The sequence below is a fragment of the Psychrobacter sp. 28M-43 genome (assembly GCF_014770435.1).
Taxonomy (GTDB): domain Bacteria; phylum Pseudomonadota; class Gammaproteobacteria; order Pseudomonadales; family Moraxellaceae; genus Psychrobacter.
Genome location: NZ_CP061739.1, coordinates 1,568,908 through 1,593,078, shown reverse-complemented (window position 1 = coordinate 1,593,078; position 24,171 = coordinate 1,568,908). Strand labels below are relative to the sequence as shown.

13 protein-coding genes are annotated in these 24,171 nt (G+C 43.3%); 6 read left to right on the top strand and 7 right to left on the bottom strand.

Translation table 11 applies throughout. The features are described 5' to 3' along the window. The first annotated feature begins 112 nt into the window (after positions 1–112). Positions 113–1,681, top strand: coding sequence for a bifunctional 2-methylcitrate dehydratase/aconitate hydratase (locus tag IEE84_RS06705; protein WP_191113588.1), 1,569 nt, complete (start codon positions 113–115; stop codon positions 1,679–1,681). 37 nt (positions 1,682–1,718) lie between these two features. Here IEE84_RS06705 and IEE84_RS06700 read toward each other — a convergent pair whose 3' ends face one another. Further along, positions 1,719–2,510 carry an SDR family oxidoreductase gene (locus IEE84_RS06700; protein ID WP_224737666.1) on the bottom strand — a complete coding sequence of 264 codons (792 nt, stop codon included), beginning with the start codon at positions 2,508–2,510 and terminating at the stop codon, positions 1,719–1,721. A gap of 219 nt (positions 2,511–2,729) precedes the next feature. Here IEE84_RS06700 and IEE84_RS06695 point away from each other — a divergent pair, with 219 nt between their 5' ends. From IEE84_RS06695 to IEE84_RS06685, 3 genes are all read left to right on the top strand, one after another. Further along, complete coding sequence (locus IEE84_RS06695; RefSeq protein WP_191113587.1) at positions 2,730–4,130, top strand: DUF2868 domain-containing protein; 1,401 nt, start codon at positions 2,730–2,732, stop codon at positions 4,128–4,130. A 200-nt stretch (positions 4,131–4,330) separates the two neighbouring features. Beyond that, positions 4,331–5,302 carry a sterol desaturase family protein gene (locus IEE84_RS06690; protein WP_224737665.1) on the top strand — a complete coding sequence of 324 codons (972 nt, stop codon included), beginning with the start codon at positions 4,331–4,333 and terminating at the stop codon, positions 5,300–5,302. Positions 5,303–5,542: 240 nt separating this feature from the next. Beyond that, a complete protein-coding gene (locus tag IEE84_RS06685) occupies positions 5,543–7,162 on the top strand; it encodes a DUF3482 domain-containing protein (RefSeq protein ID WP_191113586.1) in 1,620 nt (539 codons plus the stop codon). A 25-nt stretch (positions 7,163–7,187) separates the two neighbouring features. Here the strand turns inward: IEE84_RS06685 and IEE84_RS06680 are convergent, their stop codons facing one another. From IEE84_RS06680 to IEE84_RS06670, 3 genes are all read right to left on the bottom strand, one after another. Next, positions 7,188–8,198 carry an ArsA family ATPase gene (locus IEE84_RS06680; RefSeq protein ID WP_191113585.1) on the bottom strand — a complete coding sequence of 337 codons (1,011 nt, stop codon included), beginning with the start codon at positions 8,196–8,198 and terminating at the stop codon, positions 7,188–7,190. A gap of 73 nt (positions 8,199–8,271) precedes the next feature. Further along, the gene (locus IEE84_RS06675) at positions 8,272–8,583 is read right to left on the bottom strand and encodes a cory-CC-star protein (protein WP_191113584.1); all 312 of its coding nucleotides are present in this window, start codon (positions 8,581–8,583) and stop codon (positions 8,272–8,274) included. Between the two features lie 115 nt (positions 8,584–8,698). Then, complete coding sequence (locus IEE84_RS06670) at positions 8,699–10,381, bottom strand: carbon starvation CstA family protein (RefSeq protein WP_191113583.1); 1,683 nt, start codon at positions 10,379–10,381, stop codon at positions 8,699–8,701. A 302-nt stretch (positions 10,382–10,683) separates the two neighbouring features. Between IEE84_RS06670 and IEE84_RS06665 the strand changes: the two genes are divergently transcribed. Together IEE84_RS06665 and IEE84_RS06660 are read left to right on the top strand one after the other, a co-directional pair. Continuing rightward, complete coding sequence (locus IEE84_RS06665) at positions 10,684–11,352, top strand: hypothetical protein (protein WP_191113582.1); 669 nt, start codon at positions 10,684–10,686, stop codon at positions 11,350–11,352. A 102-nt stretch (positions 11,353–11,454) separates the two neighbouring features. Further along, complete coding sequence (locus IEE84_RS06660; protein ID WP_191113581.1) at positions 11,455–12,018, top strand: hypoxanthine-guanine phosphoribosyltransferase; 564 nt, start codon at positions 11,455–11,457, stop codon at positions 12,016–12,018. Between the two features lie 106 nt (positions 12,019–12,124). Here IEE84_RS06660 and recD read toward each other — a convergent pair whose 3' ends face one another. The 3 genes from recD to IEE84_RS06645 form a co-directional block, all read right to left on the bottom strand. Next, on the bottom strand, positions 12,125–14,347 hold the full coding sequence (gene recD / locus IEE84_RS06655; RefSeq protein WP_191113580.1) for an exodeoxyribonuclease V subunit alpha: 2,223 nt from the start codon (positions 14,345–14,347) through the stop codon (positions 12,125–12,127). Positions 14,348–14,421: 74 nt separating this feature from the next. Further along, complete coding sequence (locus IEE84_RS06650) at positions 14,422–18,966, bottom strand: UvrD-helicase domain-containing protein (protein WP_191113579.1); 4,545 nt, start codon at positions 18,964–18,966, stop codon at positions 14,422–14,424. A gap of 248 nt (positions 18,967–19,214) precedes the next feature. After that, positions 19,215–23,738, bottom strand: coding sequence for an exodeoxyribonuclease V subunit gamma (locus IEE84_RS06645; protein WP_191113578.1), 4,524 nt, complete (start codon positions 23,736–23,738; stop codon positions 19,215–19,217). Positions 23,739–24,171: the final 433 nt, after the last annotated feature.

The window sequence follows — 24,171 nt, the reverse complement described above, 5'->3', positions numbered from 1 at the left end:
TTCAAATTGGTTGTTCCATATTGAGTGTGCTACTTTTAAATAATGATTCCTTTAAAAGGATGGCTGAGATAATCAGTCAAGGAAGTAGCACACTCAGGATGAGGAACTAACCATGTCAAATAATCACTTAGATAACCGTTCAAATACAGCCAATGTAGATATAGCCAATTCAAATACAAACGATGCGACGGTAGAGAGTAATGTCCGTCCAGAATATGACAATGAAATTCAAAAAATCGCCGATTACGTTCTCAACTATTCAATAGACGAGCAATCCCCAAACCCTACTGATGCGTGGAATACCGCGCGCCACTGTCTAATGGACACGCTTGGCTGCGGTCTATTGGCGCTGCGCTTCCCTGAGTGCACCAAGCACTTGGGGCCTGATTGCCCCGATCAAATAACGCCGCATGGCGCTCGCGTCCCTGGCACCTCCTATAGACTAGACCCCATCAAGGCCGCTTTTGATATTGGCTGCATGGTGCGCTGGCTTGACTATAACGATACGTGGCTTGCTGCTGAATGGGGCCATCCTTCTGATAATCTGGGTAGTATCTTGGCAGTCGCCGACTATATTAGTCAAAAAAATATCAGCCAAGGACAAGCACCATTAACCATGAGAGCAGTGCTTGAAGCCATGATCATGGCGCATGAAATTCAAGGCGTACTGGCACTCGAAAACTCATTTAACCGTGTGGGGCTCGATCATGTATTTTTGGTCAAGTTGGCATCAACAGCCGTCGTCGCCAAGCTATATCAGCTGTCCCGTGAGCGCATCATGGCAGCGATTTCACAAGCCATCGTCGATGGTCAAGCACTGCGCACCTATCGGCATGCACCCAATGCTGGCAGCCGAAAATCATGGGCAGCAGGTGATGCAACCAGTCGTGCGGTACGTCTGGTAGATATAACGGCACGTGGTGAAATGGGTATTCCTGGCGCATTAACCGCACCGCAGTGGGGATTCTATGATGTGCTATTTAGCCATACCAATAAGGATCTAGCGACAAAGCCTGAAGACGATCGTCGCTTTAAATTCCAGCGAGATTTTGGTAGTTACGTGATGGAAAATATCTTATTTAAAATAAGTTTTCCTGCTGAGTTTCATGCGCAAACTGCTTGTGAAGCGGCGGTTATTCTGCACCCGCATATCAAAGACAGAATTGACGATATCGACAAAATCGTCCTGACCACCCATGACTCAGCGATTCGAATTATCTCAAAAGAAGGTGCGCTTGCCAATCCAGCAGATAGAGATCATTGCTTACAGTATATGGTCGCTGTGCCGTTGTTGACAGGTGATCTGATGGCAGAGAACTACGAGGATGACTATCACGAACAGCATTTATCAATCGATGAGCTACGTAGAAAAATGGTCGTAGAGGAAAACGCGCAGTATTCAAAAGACTATCATGACCCCAGTAAACGCTCTATTGCCAACGCCATTCAAGTATTTTTTATAGATTGTAGCAGTACAGAAAAAGTGGCTATAGAGTATCCTATTGGCCACAAACGCCGGCGAGCTGAGGGCATCCCTGTACTGGAAGCAAAGTTCCGCGCCAGTCTGGCCACTCGATTTATCGAAAGTCGCTGTCAGCAGATCGTTGAGCTATGCGACGATCAAGAAAGACTGGAGCAAACACCTGTGAATGAGTTTATGGCATTGTTTATGGCTCACTAGTCTAGTATTTTGACGTTATCATGGCATTACTTATTTACTACCAAGGTATCGACTCTCCAGCCCAATCGACAAAACTGCCTGATTGAGCTGCAGTCATACCTGAGAGCACTTCTAATAAGCATTCCGCGCTGTACGCTGGCGAGAACAAATGTCCTTCAGCGACGTTACCTTGAAACGGTGCAGACAGCTGAGTATTCACAGTGCCTGGTTGCATAACGACCACGCACACATCTTTAAGTGATCTGCCCCATTCGATACTCAGGTTTTTCATCCCCATGTTTAACGCCGCCTTGCTCATTCTATAGCTATACCAGCCGCCTAGCTGATTGTCAGTGATGCTACCGACGCGGGCTGATACGGTCGCAAAAATAGCAGGATGATTGGCGCTGCGATTAGCCTTGGCGAGCAACGGTTTGATATGTTTGGCTATCAGCAAACTGGCTAGGGCATTGATTTGCATGTTTTGCAAAAAGAACTCCGTCTCCATCTGTCGCAAGGCCTTTTCTGGCTGCGCTGTCTCTGTATGTAGTAACCCCACGCAGTTGATTACCCAATCCACATGACCGACCGTCTGTTTGATGGTATCGGCAGCTTTTTTAATGCTGTCCTCATCACTGACATTCATTGGCAGCCAGTGCAGGTTTTCCGTTTCAATATTCGGCTTATTTCGATGATAAGTAGCAAATACTTGTGTGCGATGGCTTTGATTAGATTGACTGTCCGTTTGATTAGTAGTCGTTTTTTGTATTAGCTGCTGTACCATGGCTTGACCAATGCCGCCTGTTCCACCGATGATAAGATAGGTTTTATTATTCATTTCGTTATTCATATGGCATTTTCCTTTTTTTGATAGGTTTCTTTGATACGTTTTTTGACACGATTGGGTCTCATTTATTCATTTTGGCTGACTTTATAAGCGTTTACTATGATAAAAATAATACAAGTCATCCTCATTCTATATACGCTACAATAATCTATAACGATTAAAGCGACTGTTTTTAGATTGCTATTTATTATATTGACGCCTTCATACGGATATTATCGCATTATGCTATCACCCCAAGATCAACTGACCGAGCTGGTACGTGCCTTAGAGACCGATCAGCACGTCTTCGCCACTGACCCGTTATTAATCACGGAAAAGCTACAGGGCGAGGACGGTACGCCTATCCAAAAGCTGCATCGACGAGCGTCACGTATAGACAGCAACGGGGCGCTTGCGCGTGTACTGGGTAAGATTGACGGCCGTATAAAGGGCATTATGATTGTTATGAGCGTGGTGTGGTGTATCTCCGGATTTTTGGGACTGTTCACGCTATTGCAGTCTAATGTTGTGAATTTCTTTTATGTGTTGGTCTGCCTACTTGGTTTTCATACCATTATGCTTGGTGGGTGGCTCGTCATGACCCTTATCAATCGAGATCAGCAATCGCCCAGTTGGTTTGCGAGCTTTGTCAGTCCGAGTTATCTCATACGCGGTAAGGACGATGTGACCAAGGCGGCCGTCGATCTGTATGAGCGCCAGTTGCAGCATAGCGGCATGCGTTGGTATTTGGGGCGGTTTAGCCATCAGTTGTGGCTCGCGACATTGACCGGTATGCTGCTTGCGATTATATTCTTGTTGGTTGTACGTCAGTATAGCTTTAGCTGGGAGTCAACCCTACTCTCTGATCAGGCGCTAGTGAGCTTGACTCAGGTATTAGGTTGGTTACCGAGTATGGTGGGGTTTGGTGTGCCAGACAGTACAGCGATCGCACAGAGCAGGCTTGTCACCGAAGCCATGCCGTTGTCTGTTGCACGGCAGTGGGCAGGATTGTTGGTTGGTAGCTTGCTTATGTACGGGATTGTACCGCGAGCGATAGCATGGGCGTTCTGTGCATTGATGTTCCGCCGCAAAAAAATGCGTTTGGATATCAAACAGCCCTATTATCAAAAAATCCTAAACTTTTGGCAGCGGCACGTGGTGGATGCTGATGACTTTACTGAGGCACCAGCCCCTATCGCTCCAAAAGCGACGGTCAGTGCGGGCAAGAAGTTAGTTGCTCTACTTGAATACCCTGCAGATCAGGACAAATGGTGGCAGTCAGGGCTTGATGGCAGCAGCCATAGTCTTGAAAAATTAAGCGAGATTGAGAATTTTGGTATCGTCGATGACCGTGATGATATGGCACGACTCAAAAACTATTTAGATGCGCATCCTGTACAGGTCTTGCTTGGCATTCATAGCAAAGCGCTACCTGACCGCGGTACGCTACGTAAGCTCGATCAAATCGCTGCTCACGCCAAAGATGGGCTTATCGTACAACTGCTGGGTGATAACAGCGTTTCTACAGGCTTGACTGATGCACGTACCGATGATGAGCTATTAGACAAACAAGCAGTTCGCTATCAGCAGTGGCAAACAGCGCTCTCTGCACGAAAAATTGGCTTGGTTGATATAGATGCTTAATACATTCTAATTTTTAACCTGTTACTCAAGTATGAACTTATCATTATGACTCGCATGATATACAATAAATAAATATTATAGGTCTATCACCTTAAGCAGGTCTAAAGACTTATTGATATAACAGTTGTTAAGATACGTTTTAATAGCTGTGACGTCATATCAAGACGACAAGGATGTTTTATAGTGGCTAGGAGCCCAAGATGGCAGCAGACAATTCCCTCATGACCCTAGGTCAGTATGGTCAACTATTGGATGGTTACCGAGAGGCGTTAAACCAAAGTATCTTAACGGCTGCGCCAGAGTCATGGCAGCCAATGCTAGAGAGCATTCTACCTGCGTATTGGCAAGAGTGGCTACTACCGCTGGCTGGCGGTCCATTTTTCTTGTTATTTTTAGCAGAATGGCTGTATCAGTCCAAGCGTGGCAATGGTAAAAACTTTAGCTGGCGCCGTGCGATGACCAATTTTAGTTTGGGCGGCTCTTATCTAGGGTTTGAATTGATTGCCCAAGCGCTTATCGTCATACCTATCTGCTTATGGTTATATCAATATCGCTTATTTACTATTGAGGTGACATGGCTCACCGCCATACCTATATTCGTCGCGGTTGAATTTAGCTACTACTGGTTCCATCGCGCGTCACACCGTATGAATTGGTTTTGGTCAGCGCATGTCGTGCACCATTCAGATGACCATATGAACCTGTCCACCGCCATGCGCCAAAGCCTACTGTACTCAGTGACGGGTTGGTGGTTATTCTTTGTCCCGCTGATGATGTTGGGCGTACATCCTGTCTGGGTATTCTTCTTTTATGCGTTAGATTTGATTTATCAGTTCTTTATCCATACCGAAACCGTGGGGAAATTTCCAAAATGGGTGGAGTATGTTTTTGATACCCCATCCAATCACCGTGCCCATCATGGCACCAATAACGAATATATTGATCAAAATTACGGCGGCGTTCTCATTATTTTTGATCGCTGGTTTGGCACTTATGTAGAAGAAGATACCGTCAATAACCCCGTCCAATACGGTGCCGTTGGAGAAACCAGCCATGACAATATCGTCAGTCTAATACTTGGGGTTTTTTACCGTATGTGGCAGCGGTTCTTTCGTGCCAAAGGGTTAAAGAAAAAGATCAAGGTACTGCTGCGTCCACCAAGTGCTGTCTAAGATAGTCAATTCTCTATAAATTGGATACGGTGTCAGTCTCGCTTAGACTACTACTTGTAGTGCTTTCACTCGTCTTCCTTGTATTCAAAGTATATTGAACCGACTAGAGCATGATTATAAATGCATAGATTACGATTTATGATATGGACAATACGCATTCATAATCGATACCCAATCAGATTTGTTTTACAATAAATGGCTACTATGTGTTTCTGCCATAAATAAATATAAGACGCTATTATGAATAATGATAATAAAAAAAATAATCACGAGAACAATAAATCTGCTGGTCTCTTTGCAGACAAGGCTTATGAGGCCACTCCTGATTCTCCAAATCAAGACTCTCAACCTTTATCAACTGAGCCATCAGCACCAACGGCAAAGATAACAAAGAAAACCATCGCCAGTGGTGAACCGCTTAAATTAGCCGTTGTCGGTCATACCAATACGGGCAAAACCTCTATACTGCGCACATTACTGCGTGACGTATATTTTGGTGAAGTCAAAAACGAAGCTGCGACCACACGGCATGTCGAGCAGGCTCAATTGACAGATAGCCGAACTGGTGAGGTGCTGGTAGCACTATACGATACGCCTGGTCTGGAAGACGCCTCAGGGCTTATGGACTGGCTAGAGGACAACACCGCCAGTCGCCGTGATGGTATTGAACGTCTGCAACAGTTTTTGGCGGCGGATGTCGCTCAAGGTTCAGACAGTTATGACTTGCCCTATGATTATAGTCAAGAAGCCAAAGTAATTCGTCAGCTGCTGACAAGTGATATGGCCATCTACGTAGTAGATGCTCGTGAGCCTGTATTGGGTAAATACAAAGATGAGCTAGCGATTTTGTCTTGGGCTGCTATCCCCGTGATGCCTGTTTTTAATTTTACCGACAGCCAGAATGCCAATATCGACGACTGGCAGACGATGCTGGCAAGACGCAATCTGCATATTTCAACGCGTTTCGATTCGGTCGCGTTTGAGTTTGAGGATGAGATGCGCCTATGGAAAAACCTAGCCACCATGCTCACCCACTCTGAGATGCTTGAGCAGCTGATGCAACGTCGAACGGAAGACTGGGCTCAGCTGTATGATGAGGCCAATATCATCATCGCTGATTTTTTACTAAATGTTGCTGCCTTTGTACGCGAGATCAATGAAGATGACGACCCACTTCCTGTCTTAGAACAAATGCAAGAAGCGGTTAGGCAAAGTGAGCGTGCGATGCAGCATAACTTACTTAACCTTTATAAGTTTTATGACAATGCCGTCGCAGCAACACCGCTTGAGCTGCAAGCCTATCAACAAGACCCATTTGACCCTGAACTTCTCAAGAGCTACGGCATTCGCACCACTTCTGGTGCAGCTGCTGGCGCGCTTCTAGGATTAGGTATCGATGCAGCAGCCCTAGGTACGACTCTGGGATTGGGTGCCGCAATAGGTGGTATTGCAGGCGGGTTACTATCAAACACCAGCAGTATTGCCGATAGGATTACTGGGGTAAAACGCTTATATATCGACCCTGCAACATTGACGCTATTAGCAACACGAGCATTAGACCTGCTAACTGCCCTTCGTCATCGTGGTCATGCTGCTACAGATGCCACTCAGTTATTATATAAAGGCGAGAAAAATAGCCTTGAAACGTCGTTAACTAACGACAGTGACCATTTAGATGAAGACAATAATCCAAGTACTGTATGGCCAGCACATAAATTACCAAGTGAGCTCAAAAAAGCGCGTGGTAAACCGCAATGGTCGTCGCTTAGCAGCGGCAAGTCCGAACAAGCTCAGTTATTACGCACAGACATGGCATGGTCTCTGTCAGATAAACTACAGTCGTACAAGCGTGAGTCATAAATTACCAGCGAACTATCTATGCACCCTATGCACTTAACAACGCACTTAATGCATCAGTACCACGTACATCCGTCTGTTGCAGGTAAATTGGATACAGCGGGTACTTGGTAAAGCTTTGTTCGATATCCTGCAGCAAATGCTGCTGACGCTCAGCACGGCGTCGCCAAAACTCATCCGACTGCGTGGTTGATATCAGCTGATTAATGACGATTGCTGCTGGCATGAGCTTACTGTCTTCCAATTGCTCGATAGCGCGCTTGGTCTCAGCCAATGGTAAGACGTCAGCGGTCATCACCAACACAATCGCTGTTTGTGTACGGTCATGTAGTAGCAACCCTGCTTGGCGGAACAATTGCTTGCGCTTTTCTAATACGGATACAGCTTGCTCCCAGCGATCTGATTTTTTTGCGGCAAACGGATTTGCCACATCGTTTTTATCATTTTTTTGATTGTGACTGTCCAAATGGTTTGCCACGGAGCGCAACTTAGACTGTCGTCGCTGCTGTGCAAGCAACCCATCCGTCCATGCTCCCATCATTTCTGGTAATACCAATAATCGCAAAGTATGACCTGTCGGTGCGGTATCAAAGATGATGTGTTCATACCCAGCATCTGCCGCTTCGACTAAATGGTGACACATGGATTCGAGCATCGCGGCTTCTTGAGCGCCAGGTGCCGACTTAGATAACCTCAGATGCTCACGAATTTTTGGCATCATATCTGGGTTGGCATAAGCTTTAATTGTACGTTCGACTTGAGCAAAATGTTCATCGACAATCACGTCAGAATTTAACTCAATCGCATCTAGATAAGGTGATATTACCGTTGTCTCATTATTGAGTCGTACATTCAATACATCGCCCAAACTATGTGCTGGATCGGTTGAGACAATTAAGGTTTTTTGCTGCTGGCTTGCATAGTAGCTGGCTAGGGCTGCTGCAGTGGTGGTCTTCCCTACACCACCTTTGCCGCCGATAAATATAATCGGTTGTGTCTCTAACTGCTCTACCAATCCATGTAAAGGGTGTAATGCCATATCGTTATCTCGTATTTTGTCTCATTATCTAATAAATGCTTAGCTACTTTTTTATATAGTCAATCCACTACGGTTAGCAGCACCCAACGTGGTCAAATGGACATCTATCCATGCCCATACGTGTATGCCACTCATGAAAGTTCTCTAAAAATAATGGTTGCAATTCTAATGTATAAAAGCTGGCGGGATTATCAATACCCAAGCTCTCAGCAAACATGAGCAACATAAAAAAATCTTCTTCATCACGTGCCGCGCGTGCCATCGTCTGACGATAAGGCGCATGATAAAATTCATTTAATCCACTCTTAAACCGTTGCCACCATGGTTGAGTGTTCTCTAGTGGTTGAACATTTTCTATATTATTTGATGTGTTTTTATTTTCCATAATGTGCTCGTATTTTACTTAATTCTTATGATCTATCATGCCTATATGATACAAAAAACGCCAGCAATTGCTGCTAGCGTTTTTTATTAAACAGACACTCAATATGGGTTAACGTTTAAACCTCACCGTTTTTACCTTTATGTAGTGACCACTCTTTTCGTAGTACAGACAAACTCTCAAACGTCACCAAAATGGTCGCGATTAAGATAATAATATCCATAATAATAAGTAGCCAATTACCATCAGTAAAGAAGGTTTTGAGCTGAATCAATAGTGCAAAGACAGTCATAACCAACAAGAACGACAATGGTGCTAAGGTGTACCAAACTGGCTTGCCCTTACGTAACAAGATAATGGTAACGATCATCAAGGTTAAAGCAGCCATTAACTGGTTGGTTGTACCAAATAGTGGCCAAATAATCATACCACCCGCGCCATCGATACCACCAGCACCGAACGCTAATAACAAACAGCTTCCGACAGCAAGTAACGTTGCAACAACACTCTTATTGAGTACAGGTAAATTATAAAATTCACCAAATTCTTGGAAAATATAACGTTGTAAACGTACGCCAGTATCCATCGTCGTACCAGCAAACAATGCAGCCATTACCGTAAGCATGGTCTGTGATAGCACCATATCGATGCCAACGCCAGCATTCAAGATGGTTGCACCGCCATCAATGAACGCACCGATAGAGCCATCACCAAACTTTTGATAGACCGCTTGCCAATCACCAAGAGTCGCAAAACCTGCGGTTGCTGCAAGGATTGCCCCAAGTGCTAGCATACCCTCACCCAATGCACCAAAGTAACCAACGAAACGAACGTCTTCTTCTTTATCAATCTGCTTAGAGGTAGTCCCTGTGGCGACCAAACCATGGAAACCTGATATGGCACCACAAGCAATTGTCACAAACAACAATGGCAGCAGTGACGGCGTATCGGCTGGCAATGCAGTGTTAACCGCTGGCGCGACAATATTAGGCGTGCCAATAAAAATAGCAGCATATAATAAAATCAAACCGACAAATAACTGTAAGCCATTAATATAATCACGAGGTTGAAGCAGCATCCATACGGGCAACAACGACGCAATCGCTGCATAGGCAAACAAGATCAAGATCCATACTGCGTTATCAGGCAAACCCATGACGGTCTCAGGTAACACAATCGGGAACATAGGGCCAAGATAAATAAGCCCGTACAAGGCTGTTACCCCGATAATGGACACCCAGACCAGATTCATATTGTAGCGATAGATACACTGTCCGATGATAAAGGCAACTACTAAGGCACCCCATACTGGCAATACCGCAGATGGCGTCTTAATCATCATATTGGCAATAGCTACACCAAATACAGCATTGACCATCAGTAGCAATAAGAAGATGACAACCATCATCAAGCTGCGGACACGTGTGCCCATGACAGTACCAGCGATAGAGCCAATCGACTGCCCTCTATTACGCATACTTGCCCAAATAGCAGACATATCATGTACGCCAGCCATAAAGATAGTACCTACTACTACCCAAATAATGGCAGGCACCCAGCCCCAAATAACTGCAATTGCAGGACCGATAATTGGTGCAGCCCCTGCCACTGACGTAAAGTGATGCCCCCACAATACATACTTATTGGTAGGGACATAATCGATCCCATCTTTCATCGTATGTGCGGGTGTAGGACGGCTGTTGTCCAATGCTAAAATTTTGGTGGCGATAAATTTTGAATAAAACACGTAGCCGCAGAGCATAGCGGCAACGGCGAATAGTAGTACGATAGCACTATTCATCTCATCTCTCCCTAGACAAGTAGTCAATAGCCTTATAAGTTCAAGCTTTTTGAATTAAAATATGAAAAATATGCTAAATTAGTGTGCGATGAGTGACTCAGCTCATCTATCGTTTAGGTAAATTCTAGCAATTTGCAAAATTATTACCAATCAACAAAGTCATTTATCTTATAACTAGGGCATGTCACTAATCAGCATTTGGTTTGATGAGCCTGAGACTAAAACTTTGTTTGAATAATAACCGATTTGGTGATAAATGTAACGCAAGTAAGACATAAAAAACAACAAATAAAGGAAGTGCAATGGCACATTATTTTGGATTCGTACCCTCAGATAAACTAAAAGCTTTAATCAGTGAGGCCGAACAAGTCGTTGCTTCAAATGAGAATGTAGAGTACTACCCTTATCGCGATGCCCTTACTCATCAGACAGCGCGTGATCTTACTGATAATTTATTGGTTGGTTTGGTAGATATTATTCCGAACCCTGAGCGCCAAGCCTCTATGCGTAAAATTGTTGGAACGATTGAACGCGCGACAGACACTCTGCTCAACATCTTACTGGATAAAGAAAACAACAAAGACGTATTACCAAGTTTTCATTTTCTAAGAGATTATGCAACCTTTATTGATAATGAAGGTGTTAAACGTGTCGGCTTTAAACTATCAGAAAAAGATGCCAATACCATCACTGAAGGTTTTGCTGCTATCACGCCTGAGCATGTAGATAGAGCCAAATTTAAAACGGCACTTGAAACCATGAACGAAGAAACATTGACCCACTTCATCAGTCGTTATGCTGAGACATTAAAGCTAGGCATGATCAAGCGTAAGTCAGTTCCAGTTGCCAAATCAGCAATTGATAAAGGCATGAGTATGGCACTTAATAAGCTATTACCTGACCTACCAAATGACTCATTGAATAGATTGGCCAATTATTACCGTCCATTTATTATAGAAAAGCCAGAATAACCCCAAAAATTGGATTAATTTTGTCCCAAAAGTCATATGACGTTGGGCAAATTCACTAAAATTTGCTAAAATAAGCGGCACTTTTTACCAAAGGCGCACCCGATGACCCAAATCAGTAACCAAGAAATTGAAAAAACCTTACGCAACTCAGAGTGCCTTATTAGCAGTATCGAAGTAGCTGCTGCTTATGAGCGTTTGGCCGCTCAGCTCAATCTACATTATGCTGGTCTGAACCCAATTGTTATGGTCGTGATGAACGGCGGATTGATTCCAGCTGGTCAACTACTGACACACCTTACGTTCTACCATCGTATGCATTATATCCATGCGACCCGTTATCGTGATAACGAAGGTACTAATGAGCTTGATTGGAAATTCAAGCCTGATGTTAGTATCGAAGGTGAGCACGTATTGTTAATCGACGACATCTTTGACGAAGGTATTACCCTAAAAGCAGTTGTTGAAGAATTAAGCAAAGAAAAGCCTCTATCACTTGAGTCTTGTGTCTTGCTTAACAAGCAACATAATCGCAAAGTTGCAGATTTCGATGTAGATTTTGTGGGTATTGATGTTGCAGATCGTTATGTTTACGGTTGTGGTATGGATTTCCATGGTTACTTGCGTCACCTGCCAGGTATCTATGCAATCAAAGAAGACAAAGTTTAATTCTTAGACTTAATTGATTAAAATAGTTGAGTCCTAAAAAAGCATCCAATTTGGATGCTTTTTTATTGCACTGACTTATTGTGCCGACAACAACTTGAATGAATCGTTAAAACTGTAATGCCAAACCAGTATGCCGCTCAGTTGGTGTTTGAACTGCTTTTTCTAAGGCGTGCTTGGTACTATATATCGTTACCTGCTTCTTAGCACGAGTCACTGCCGTATAGATAAGCTCTTTGCTCAGTAACCGTGCATGGCTGTTATCAAAAGTAATAGCAACATGATCAAATTCGGATCCTTGCGACTTATGAATAGTCATTGCATACGCCGTGGCTATCACCTCTTCATTTAGCAAATTAACAGCTATCCCTTGTGTCTTATTTTCAAAGAATACCTCTAATTGGCTCCTTTCATCTGATGTTTGTAAGCAGAAACCAATATCCCCATTAAATAGCCCAAGCTCATAGTTATTTTGTAGCACCATAACAGGACGTCCATGGAACCATGTATTTTGACCCAATGGCAGCTTGAGCTCAGCAAGATGCCATTGAGTAAGGTAGTTATTGATATAGTGGTCGCCCCATTCACCATTATGGCCAGCAGTGAGGATTCTAAATTGATTAAATACCTCCATTAACGAAGAGGTAGTATTTTTAACTGATTCTGGCACGGATTTTTCTATTGGGTTCTCTAGTATATATTTAACCTTATTTACGTATGACTGGTAACTATTTGATATTCTTGAAATAATTTTTTCTTTGCTTAGGCTATTTTCTATCTTGTTATTTGATATGGACTCTGCTTGTAACGTATTAACATATTGAAAACTCAAAGCAGCGTCTTGCCTTAGTAGTTGCCAAATAGCTTGAAGATTTGTCTCTGCTTTATTGATTTGAGTGGCCAGTTTACCGATACCTGAGTCGGCGCTAAATCGGCGGCTCTCGGTTAGTTCTGCATGTATGGGTTGCAATAGTGGAATACGGCAGAGATCCGCCAATACTGCTCCTGCATCGACGGCTGCCAACTGATTAGCATCGCCTAATAATATCAGCCTAGCACCTGGTTTTACCGCGCTCACAAGATAGTTAGCCAGCTCAACTCCGAGCATAGATGCCTCATCAACGATGATAATATCCTCACCCAGTGGGTTATTGGCATCGTAGCGCGGTCTACCCGTTCGACCGATACCTAGTAGACGATGGATGGTTTTTGCCTCTTGCAACTGTAGCTCTACATTTGCGTCGTCTAAAGCCGCCTGCAGAGACTCTTGCATACGCTGGGCTGCCTTACCCGTCGGCGCTGCTAATGCTAGACTAGCACTGTCTGTGCTAAACCTAATATGTTCAGACTCATCTCCCCTACTCTCTGTCGCCTGTTGTAACGCGATAACCAATTGAGCAACAGTGTAGGTTTTACCTGTCCCTGGGCCACCAGTAATGATACTAAATGCATTATTGTTCGCCACATTGATAGCGGCTATCTGTTGATCATTTAAGTTCTCAGGCATGGTAATGTCTAAAGGTACTATCTGCTGATTCAAAATATGATTGATATGCTGTGCTAAGTTAAATTCTGCTTGCCATGTGCGGTGTAGCCAAAATGTGATTTTCGAACCTTGGGTTTCTTTATTCTTAGCTATGTTATAAATAATTGGTTGATTATCTTTGCTTAGGCTATTTTGATTGTTGTTACAATTAGTGTCCGCATTAACATTAGCAAATAAAGCATGTTCATGGATTAAATGAACGAAAGTATTTAAGTCGCTATTTTTTAAGCGATGATATAACGTAGTTATCGCATCAAAACGTTTGATCAACGTCTCTTTTTCATGATTACTAAGTGCTAGCTGCGCCCACAGGTAATTTCGCTGACCAAACAAAGTGTCCAGTAATACAAATAGCGATGTCTCGGTTGTAGTGTCATCGTCTAGTTGCGTGTCTAGTTGCGTGTCTAGTTGCGTTTTTATCTGAGTATCAATCAGCGCAAAAATTGGTGTTGCCAGTATCTCTAGTAAGTTCTGCTGCCATGCATATAACGTGACCACTTCCCCATTAATCTGACCTTGCATGGGAGCTTCGTGATCGGCTGCATTAATGGTTAATACAGTATGCCCTTCTTCCAAATGAGCCGCTAAAATAACGAATAGAGCCGTAAATAAATCGCTATCTTTTGACTTATCGATTCTTCTATTTTCATCGTTTGTCTTTGCATCTGTCGCGTCATATGCTACCTGCGTTTGCTGACGGCGCAGCAAAATATAATCACTGAGATTACTTGCCCAGCTCTCTTGTAAACTAATGGCTGATTTGCTCTTATTGTTATTATTACTCATCGTATATTTATCTCTTATCAATCTGATTAACTGCTATAACAATTTTTATCTACCTAATTGTTATATAAGGTTTATTAGTCCGGCAGGCCAAACAAGGCATCTAAACCTTTAATAAAGTCGATAGGAATATCCCAAGTAACCAATCCATAGCAACTGTTACTGCTCAAGCTATCGTGGTTAGACTGAGCCCTATCTTGCGATGTAGGCATAGTAGCTGTCTGAGCATTCGGGTCATATACACCGCGTAAAAACACGTACTCTACAGCGCCTAAGTATTTATCTTCGTTGCCTGTATAATCACTGATTCTCATGGCAAGGAATCGATGTAATGCTACTTGATAAATCGCTGCTTGTAACCAATACCCTGCTTTAGACATTGCTTTCTTGAGGGTATCTTTATTGTAATCGCTTAGGCTATTTCCTAAAAAGTTACTCTTATAGTCAACCACATAATACTTGCCAGCATGCTCATACACCAAGTCAATCTCACCACGCAAATAACGATACAGATGCGCTTTATTTTGTGGCACTAGGGTGACGTGTTTATCTGTCTCGTCAGGTAAATACTGTTGGAAAAGCTTACTAATATCCTGTGCTTTGAAATTCTCTGACAATCCCATGTTGAACTCTAACTCGGCAAATCGCTTACCTTTATCAAGAGCAATCAAGGGTTGATTGGAAGCCAGTAGTGGCGCATGCAGCACTTCTTCAATCCAATTAACTAATGCCTCATGCTTGGTTGTATCTATTGAATCAAGATCAAACCCATCGCTATTTCTTTGTTTCTTACCTTGTGATCTGCGGCTCTGCTGTTCAGCACTGCTATATATCAGCGGCAATTGATAGCTACTAATCGCTTTATCAATAACCTGAGGCCACTGAGCCTTATTGGTAAAGTCTATTTGTTCAAATATCTCATGTAAAAACGTACCGGCATTGGCACCCTTTACAAAGGTGAAGCGGATATCATCTTCTAACTTGGGACTGAATTCACTGTTTTGTTCGCTAGATCCATCGTTATTAAGTAACGAAATATCAGAAACTGAAGACTCTGTCATATCAAAATCTATCGCATCATCAATACGCTCATCCACTATCGCCATTGCTTGTGTAGATTCATCTAGCTGACGCGCTAAGGCGGTAAAACTGGTCTTGGCCCAGCCATAAAAATAATTGGTTTTCATAACCTCGGCAAAGGGCGCGTATTCAATAGCCTCTGTCGTAGGCTTATGAGCATTTGACTTGGTAGCAGTCATCTGAACATTATCATTTATACCTGCTGAGTTAGCATCATTGCTTGCGTAATTATTGTCATAGAACTCATTAACCTTATGACCTCTAAGCATGCCTACGATACCTTTGAGCCTATCCGGCAGCTCAAATTTTGCTTCTGGCGATTCAAACCAATAGAACACTGGCTTTAGCTCAAATCCTGTCTTGTTGCTCGGATCTTGCAGCACAACATAAAGCTGCTCACTGGCTCGAGTAAATGCCACATAGCCAAGCCGTCTTATCTCATCAAAACCTTCTTGTGTTTCGATATCAGTATAATAATCCTCGACAGTAGCAGAGCCTTGCAGTGGTGAGAAGCGGCGCTGATTTCCCGTCGATTGACTGTCTATCGGCTGCTGTACTTCTATCGACTGCCGCACTAGCGCTGAAGGCGCTTGTTGCGCGTTATATAGATACAGCCCATAGTCTTCCTTATTCCCAGACTTCCTACTGGCATCACCCATTCCCAATACATAGACAATAGGGAACTCAAGCCCTTTTGACTTATGAATGGTCATCAGTTGCACACCGGACTCTGTCGGTAGTGGATATTGCTTAGCCCAATCACTATTGGGTGCTGCATCTATATGCTGCCTGAACCACGCCAGTAGCTCATGCTCACCCATGCCTAGGCCATACTGCGCCAAGATGTCCATTACATGACGCAAGTCCATGATATGACGGTCACCTTCTGGATGAGCAGCTAGGGCTTGCCATACGCCTTGCGGCTGCACAGGGCTTTTATCTAATAAATAATGTAGCGCTGATAAGATGCCAAAGTGCTGCCAACGCTGTGCCCCTTCTTTTAAATAAGTAATAAAGTCTTGATAGCTCTTTTTATTATCAGTAGCTTCATTGGCTGGGAGGTCTTTCGAATTAGAGTTTTGTGAATGAAAGCTTGTTGTACTACTGCCCTCAGTAATGCCTGACTCATGGTCCGTCATCATGGCTTTGACGTTTTTGATACTCAGTCCATATAGATGACTGGTCAATACCCGATTAATCATGTCATGACGATATGGATATAGTATGGCACTTAGTAATGCTGCCATATCTTCTGCCATAATAGTCTCAAAGATACTGACATCACTAGTAGTCAAAGTCGGCACATTAAGCTTTACTAGCTCGTCTTCAACTCGCTTCAAATCTTTTTTGGCACGTGCCAGCACCCCAATATCACTGGGCTGTATCGGCTTACCTTTAAGTGTCTGACCACTATTAAGCAAAGTGACTATATGGCGAGCTGTTATTTCATGCTCATCGTAATCAAACTCTTTTTCCTTGTCATAAGGCAGGTGCAATAAGCTCACTGGCTGAGCAGAAAGCACCTCTGTCACCAGCACATCATCCAGACTATTTGACGCATTAAACCAAGACAGCTCATATTCCGGTTTTGCTGCTTTGATATGTTGGTAGTGAATACCAGTACCTAGCTGCGACAGTTTATTCTCAGTAGTTGTTGCATTCGCCATACCAAACCAACAGTTCAATGCGTTAATCACACCGGCATTTGAACGGCGATTGATATCAAGCGTCCAAAGGGCGCTTTTATCAAACTGGGCTTTCATGTAGTTGTAGTTGGCTACATCGCCACCACGAAACCCATAAATAGCCTGTTTCGGATCACCAACCAATAGCAGAAACTCATGATTGGCTTTCTTAGTGGTTGATTGCTTGTCACTGTCCGACTGTTTACGCTTGTTCTTTGGCAAATAAATGCTTTCAATCATAATGGCTTGCTCGCCATTGATATCTTGCGACTCGTCAATCAACGCCACTGGATAATGATGACGAATATAACGCGCCAGCTTATCCCCTTGACGACCAGTTAATGCTTGGTTTAAGCGTACCATTTGCAGACTAAAAGTCGTCTCGCCACGCTCTTCTAAAATTACTGGTAGCCTGTTACGCACAGCAAGCACAATCTGACGGTTAAGATTGGCTAATACCAACAAAATATGCTGATTCAAACTATCAAGCATGTCTAAGATAGCCATTAACTTACTAATGGTTTCTAGCTCAAAAAGCGTCTGATGCTCTTTTTCTTTATTCTTATTAAAATTCTTAATTTTGCCATCTTCATCGGGATATCTAGAATCCTGCAATGATGTCAAAATCTTATTCTCGCTCTCATTTAAATAGCTATTAAACGTCAGCTGATACTCTGATATCTTTTGATGAACCTCAATAATGGCATCAAACTGTTTGGTTAGATTAGAACCACCACGAAACCCTTGAGACTTTCTATAGTCAGGATTTAAGTAAGGCTGGATATCTACTAAATCTAACTGAGAGAACTCATTGATTAGCTTTTCGTATGCATCAAAGTCAAAGCCTTTCTCAATCCTTATCTCATCAATCGGCGCAGAGATAAAATTAAGCGAGCGAGTCACATATTTCTTATGATCGCCTACCGCAGACAGCTTACCTTGCTGATCCATTAGCGCGTAAAGTTTAGGCTGCTCATAATACAAACGGCTTTGAAACTGACGCAGCTCATCATGGATAATACTATCAGTAACCTGCTCAATACTGCTGTCTTCAATAATCCCCATACCCTGCTGGTGACCAGTTTCGCTACTGTACTCCGTCAGCCATTTTTGCGCCAAGCTATCGAGCGTACCTACAAATAGCTTATCCAATGTGGTGAGTACCAGTGCCGTACGCCTGATAGCTTCCGCCATGGGGTAACTGTACACGTGATCCAGCAAATAACCGACAAGATGCAAGTTGATAGGATCTTGCATGATGCCGTCTAAGCGCACATATTTGGCCTGATTAACCAACCAATCTTCGCGGTCTTTTTTTGCTTGTTCACGTTTCTCAGCCGCCGCTTGCTTATCAGCAGCAAGGTCTTGATTTAACTCGTTAATATCTATTTCAACATTTGCATCAGTACTTGAGTCGTTATCTGTTTGTGCGTCATTGTTACCCTCAGGCATAACTTGCAGTATGTTGGGATAGAGGCTCTCTTTATTGCCAGTATCAGCACTTAGGCTATTGACCCATTGTAATAGCTGATAAAAATCTACCAAACGATCATGAATACGTTGACGCATTTCGGCAGCGGCAGCTCGAGTAAAAGTCGTGGCAATGATCTGCTCTGGCGCACGTCGCGCTTCGATCAGTAGGCGTAGTACAATACCGGTCAACGTCCAAGTCTTGCCCGTACCGGCTGAGGCTTCAATTAGGTGCTTGCCCGTTAGGTCAACATCGACTGCTGGTATGACATCGGCTTTACGTTCAGGTATAGCAGACAAACAAGGCAGCTCATCTGAATATTCATCAAATAAATTCGGTTGTGTAGACAAGTCAATTGTATTGGTTGGATCGCTAAGGTCTGTCATATGGGCGCATACTTTTAATTATTATTTATTAGGGCGTGTCTTCAATTCACTCGATAGTTATCTAAATGGGCTAAAAATAGCTAAATTTTGCCAAACATCGTCAAATAGCTGGTTAATATCCCGATATTATCTGCACTATTTTCCTCGTTTGACGGCAATTTATCTCATTTTTATCACCATTTTTGAAATGAAGACACGCCCTAGAACAAGATAGCAAAAACTAATTAGGGGCTGCTTTAGATAATGGGCTAACCATCTAAGTTAGTTAACGCATTAAACATCGGCGCGTATAATGGCTGGGCTAATGTAGTCAACGCTGCCGATAGCGCTTTGAATGCATCTTGGTCACGTAGCACGTATTGCCAAATAGCATGCTGCGAGCAAGTATCGTATACCGTGTCTGAGTTATAGTTAGGTCTTAACCAGTCGGAGAAGTCGGCCCGTTTTGGCCAGTAGCTATTACCGTCATCTTCTTCAGGCTTTAGATACTTATCAAGGTAATTAAGTGCATATTCTGGTAATAACGTAATAGGCACTTGACCCGTTAACTTACCAAAAACAGCCCATTTTATCAGCTCAATGACTGCGTCTTCATACACGATCGGGCTTAGTTTAAATGCGATTGCTTTGTCATACTTTTTAACTTGTGAGTTAGGCTTATTAAAACGCCAAATACTCACACCATCATTTGAGGCTACTTGCTCGGCAGTGGTACGTCTAGCCACTTGCCAATATAAATGTGACAACCAAAACTTAAGTAAATGCCTAGGACTGGCAGAATTGGGCAATATGTTTAACCACTGCTTGGGTGATTGCTGAGCATAAGGCACGCCCGCCTGAATAATTGATATAGGTGCTAATATTGGTACTGAGCCTTTGATCTTAATGATTTTCGGCAGCAGCTTAAGCAGTGTCTCTATACCCTCTATATCTGTCTGGTCTTTTGAATCATTATCAGTGTTATTCAGTATATTTTTTAGCTCTATCTGAACAGGATATTCGGCGGTTGGGGTCAGTAGCTGTAATACACTGCTGATATCTGCCGCACTCTTGTTGAGAATGCTTCTTTCATCAAAGCCATTAGCAATTAGCTGCTCTTTAAACTCTAAACATTGCTGTTGCAGTTTCTTCTGTTGATTGGGTAGCGTGGTTTGGCGAGCGACACCAGCAGGCATAATTTTTTGATACATCAGGATTGGTGTAGTGGTTTCATCCGCTGCATCACTACCATTCTTCTTATTCTCATCAGTAACCAACTGTTTAATCAAATGATCTTTAATTTGATAGGTAGTTAAACTGTCTAAGAATAGCGGCTCTTGGTGCGATAGCGCCTCTTCACCTTGTACCACATGCACCTTTTGAGACCGTAAGAATGCTTTGGCAGGATGGCGTACTTGGTAAGCCAATGATCCTTCAATATCTATCTCTCCGATGTTAAATATACTATCGGATAACACTTGGATGAGTACCTCTGTCATGCTATTGACATTGCTAGTATCGACAACCGTATCTAGCGCTAGCATATTAGCCACTGCAGACAAGGTTTGATTGTCTACTTGACCTAGCTGACCCAAGCCTTGACCCAACACCTGAGCGATTGACTCATACTGCGCCTTCGTAGGTAAGCCCACCAACTCTTTATGCTCACTAGATATTCGGCCTTTTAATGTGTCAAACACCGCTTGCCAAAGCGGCGCAGGCGGAAACTGTTTTTTCTGAGCCAGTTTGGTTTTGCGCATGGCTGTATTTAATAAAGTATCCAGCTCATCAATCATATCGACAGGGCTGGTATCCTGAGCATTGATATTAATGTTGGCATTAGCATTGTCATCAATATCAGGAGACGCTTGCTCAAAAATATCATTGCCTTCGATTGCAGTTTCAAACAGACTCTCATGAAAAGGCAGTGCAGGATGCTCAGTCACTAGCCACTGCTTAATCAATTTAGGTAAGTAACGCTTGAGACTCTCGGTGGTGGGATCAATATTCTCAGGTAATGTCTCAAGCGAGTTCACCTGCCATTGCACCTCGCCTTGCAAAAACTGCAATAGCTCACTCACTGGGTTGGCTGGCAAATGCTCATGGGTATCCGTCAAGCTTTGACCGTTATAGAACATCCAGCATGCACTGCGCGCGCACAGTAGCGCATCTAAAAATGCGCCGTTGTCATCATCTTCACTGACTCTGTCACCACGGCGGGCATTGGTCGCTTTCATCAAATCATAGCGGTTATCACGGTCACGCCCAGGAAACTCAGAGAGATCCATATTGAGCATCACCACCAACTCAAACGGCACGTTTCTGAGTGCACCGAATCGACCAAAGGTAATCACACCTGTCGGCTCGGCACTGACCTGCTGACTTTCAAGCTCTGCTTCAATACTGTCTAGCATAAAGCTCAGCTTAAGCGGCAACTGCTCCACACCTGCCAGCCTCTGCTCTACTTCTCTGTTGTCGACATCACCACTAGCGTACTGCCTATAGTGACGATTGGCTCGCAGACTTGATTTAAAGCCATTCATCGCGTTGTAGATGGCGCGCATGGTACGCGTTTGATCCACATCGCCAAAGTAGCGATGGATAACTTGTGTCTCAATCTGATCGAGCCAATCTTCCGCTTTCATTTTTTGTGTATGATCATCACGTCGTGCGACCAAGCCGGTATAAATGCGGCAAAGCGCTTCAACAATCAACGCATCATTTAGGCTCACTTGTGGTAACGGCAAGGTCATTTCTGGTAACGCAGTGCTTGGCCATTCATCGTCATTTAGATCATATAAGCAGTCGCTCAACTCAGCCTCTGGCATGACCAGACCTAGGGTCAATCTGTCTAATGCCTGTGCAAAGCTGAAGCGATAGTCGTAGTCATTACTGTCTAAAGTTTGCTTAAGATGCAGCTCGTCAAAACCGCGAATAAAGCCCGCCTCTACCAATAAATCACAGCCACGGCTCATTTGCTCATGAGTCAGTCCAAAGCTTTCAAACAAGGGCGGTAACATCAACCAGTCTAAGACTTCAGCTGCTTCAAAACGGGCACTATGGCTACCCAATAGTTTGTAAAAACCGATAATCGCTTCCCATAACTGGCGAATGTCGGCATCAACAACACCAGTCACTTTAGCAGGCAAAGTCAAACCGTCTTGACCTTTACCATTGACGAAGATAGAGCCAATCAATGCATGATGACGTTCAACATCAGGTAGCAGTACAACAATGTCGGAGATATGGCGTTTCTTTTCACCTAGTTTGATAGGTTCGTTCAGCCAACGACCAATCATAATACGCAGCACTTCAAGCTGACGCTGCAAACTATGACACGAATGAATGCTTAGGCTATTATCTTGAGAAGAGATTGCCCAAAAACGGTCTTTCTCAAAACGCTTATTCTCTAACGCTTCATCTTCATACCAAGCCGTTGCTGGCTTAGCTTCATCAAAGCTTGACTCTAGTTGCTTGCTTACTGCTTGTGAGACTGTAGCAGCCGTTGCTTGCTGAGTAGATTGCTCATCAAGCATCAACACATCATTTTGCAAACGCTTTAATAAGCTCAGGTTACCTTGCGCATCTTGAGTACTGACAGCGTCATCAGCAGCATCTATGCTTTCATACACACCTTGAACGACCGCATTATCTACACCATTATCAAAGTTATCTTGCCATTCGACTAGCGCATCGTCGTATTGCTCATTACCTGATAAGTTGGCAAGCATGGCAAACGCATCGCGAGACTGCTTGCCTAAACGCGATAGCAAACTATGACCATAATCACGCAAGAACACACTCTCAGGGTTGATAATCTGCTGACGCTGTAACCATGATTTATCAACGATATCCGCCCAAAACAGCTTTGATGGATTGTAGTGCAATAGCGTGATATTCATGTATTGCGACAAGCGCTGTAGAAAATCAAGCTCGGTCTGTGGCAGTTGCTGAATAGTAAATATACGCAATACTTTGGGTAACTGATCGCGCTCATTCGCCTTGTTACCTTCTAAAGCTGACCAAAACGCACGCTCTAGTGCCACACGGTGTAGATGAACATCGGCAAACAAATGTGACCATAAGAATCGTTGGGCGATTTCTAACTCAACATAATGCTCGACCAACCACTCAGGCGTGCCGCGCGCATACTTATCAAAGCGCAGGGATAAGGCGTCTTTATCTGCTATCAACTCACTTACGTTCAACGGCTTGTTTTGTGACCATAATGCCAACCAATCCTCACGATGGGTCAAATAGCGGTTAAACACCCTTGCCAAATCACTTGCTAACTGCCAAATACGCGCATCTTGTTGCGCCTTATCTTGTCGCAAACTGTCCTGTTGTAAGCTGTCCTGTTGAGCACTTACCTGTGGGTCATCAATCAAAGACGCTAACAATGGATGAACTGGATGCTTTTCATCTGCAACGATTGTCTCTTGATAATAAGTTAAATACCCAAACAATCGCCACTGCATTACTGTCGGTGATAACACCGCCACTTCGGGTACATTTAGAGTTGTCGCTTCAGGGTTTTGCGCCAGTAAGTATGCATTATGGCGAGTCAATACATCTTGCATCAGCGTCCATTGATACTGACCCCAAAATTTAGTACGCACCAAGGTACTAATACCAGCACGGCTAGCAATAGTTTTATCCAACCAATCACCCAATACCATTGACGGTACAATGACAATGAATGGTTCAAAAACCGGCTGATCCTTGGACTGGTATTGTACAAGCAATTGATCAACGAGGTTTTCGGTACGGTGCGACTGAATAATAGTGAACATAGACAATAATCTGATTGCAATAAAGGTGAGGTATTAGGATTAATAAAAAAGGCTTCACTTGTAGATGAGATGTCTGTATCCAATGTCAAAAACACCATAAAATATCTAGACAAAACAAAAATCGATACTCATCAATCCATGTTTGATGGTCGTTACTATGATGCATTTCTGCTAGCATGAGGGCCGTAAACAAAAACAATCATAGTAGCAAACTCTACATATCCATTGATAACGTTGACATGCCAAATTTGCTATCAGTGTGCCACTGATGGTTATCGTTTACTAGTGTAGATGCCGATATTATAATAAGCTTGCGACATTTAGTGTCGTTTTATACTATCATTCATATTTACTATGAAATAATCTCATTGTGGTTTTTAAATTGGCCTTTACAACCTGTATCTAAATAATACTTTCTATTGACGGGATTACT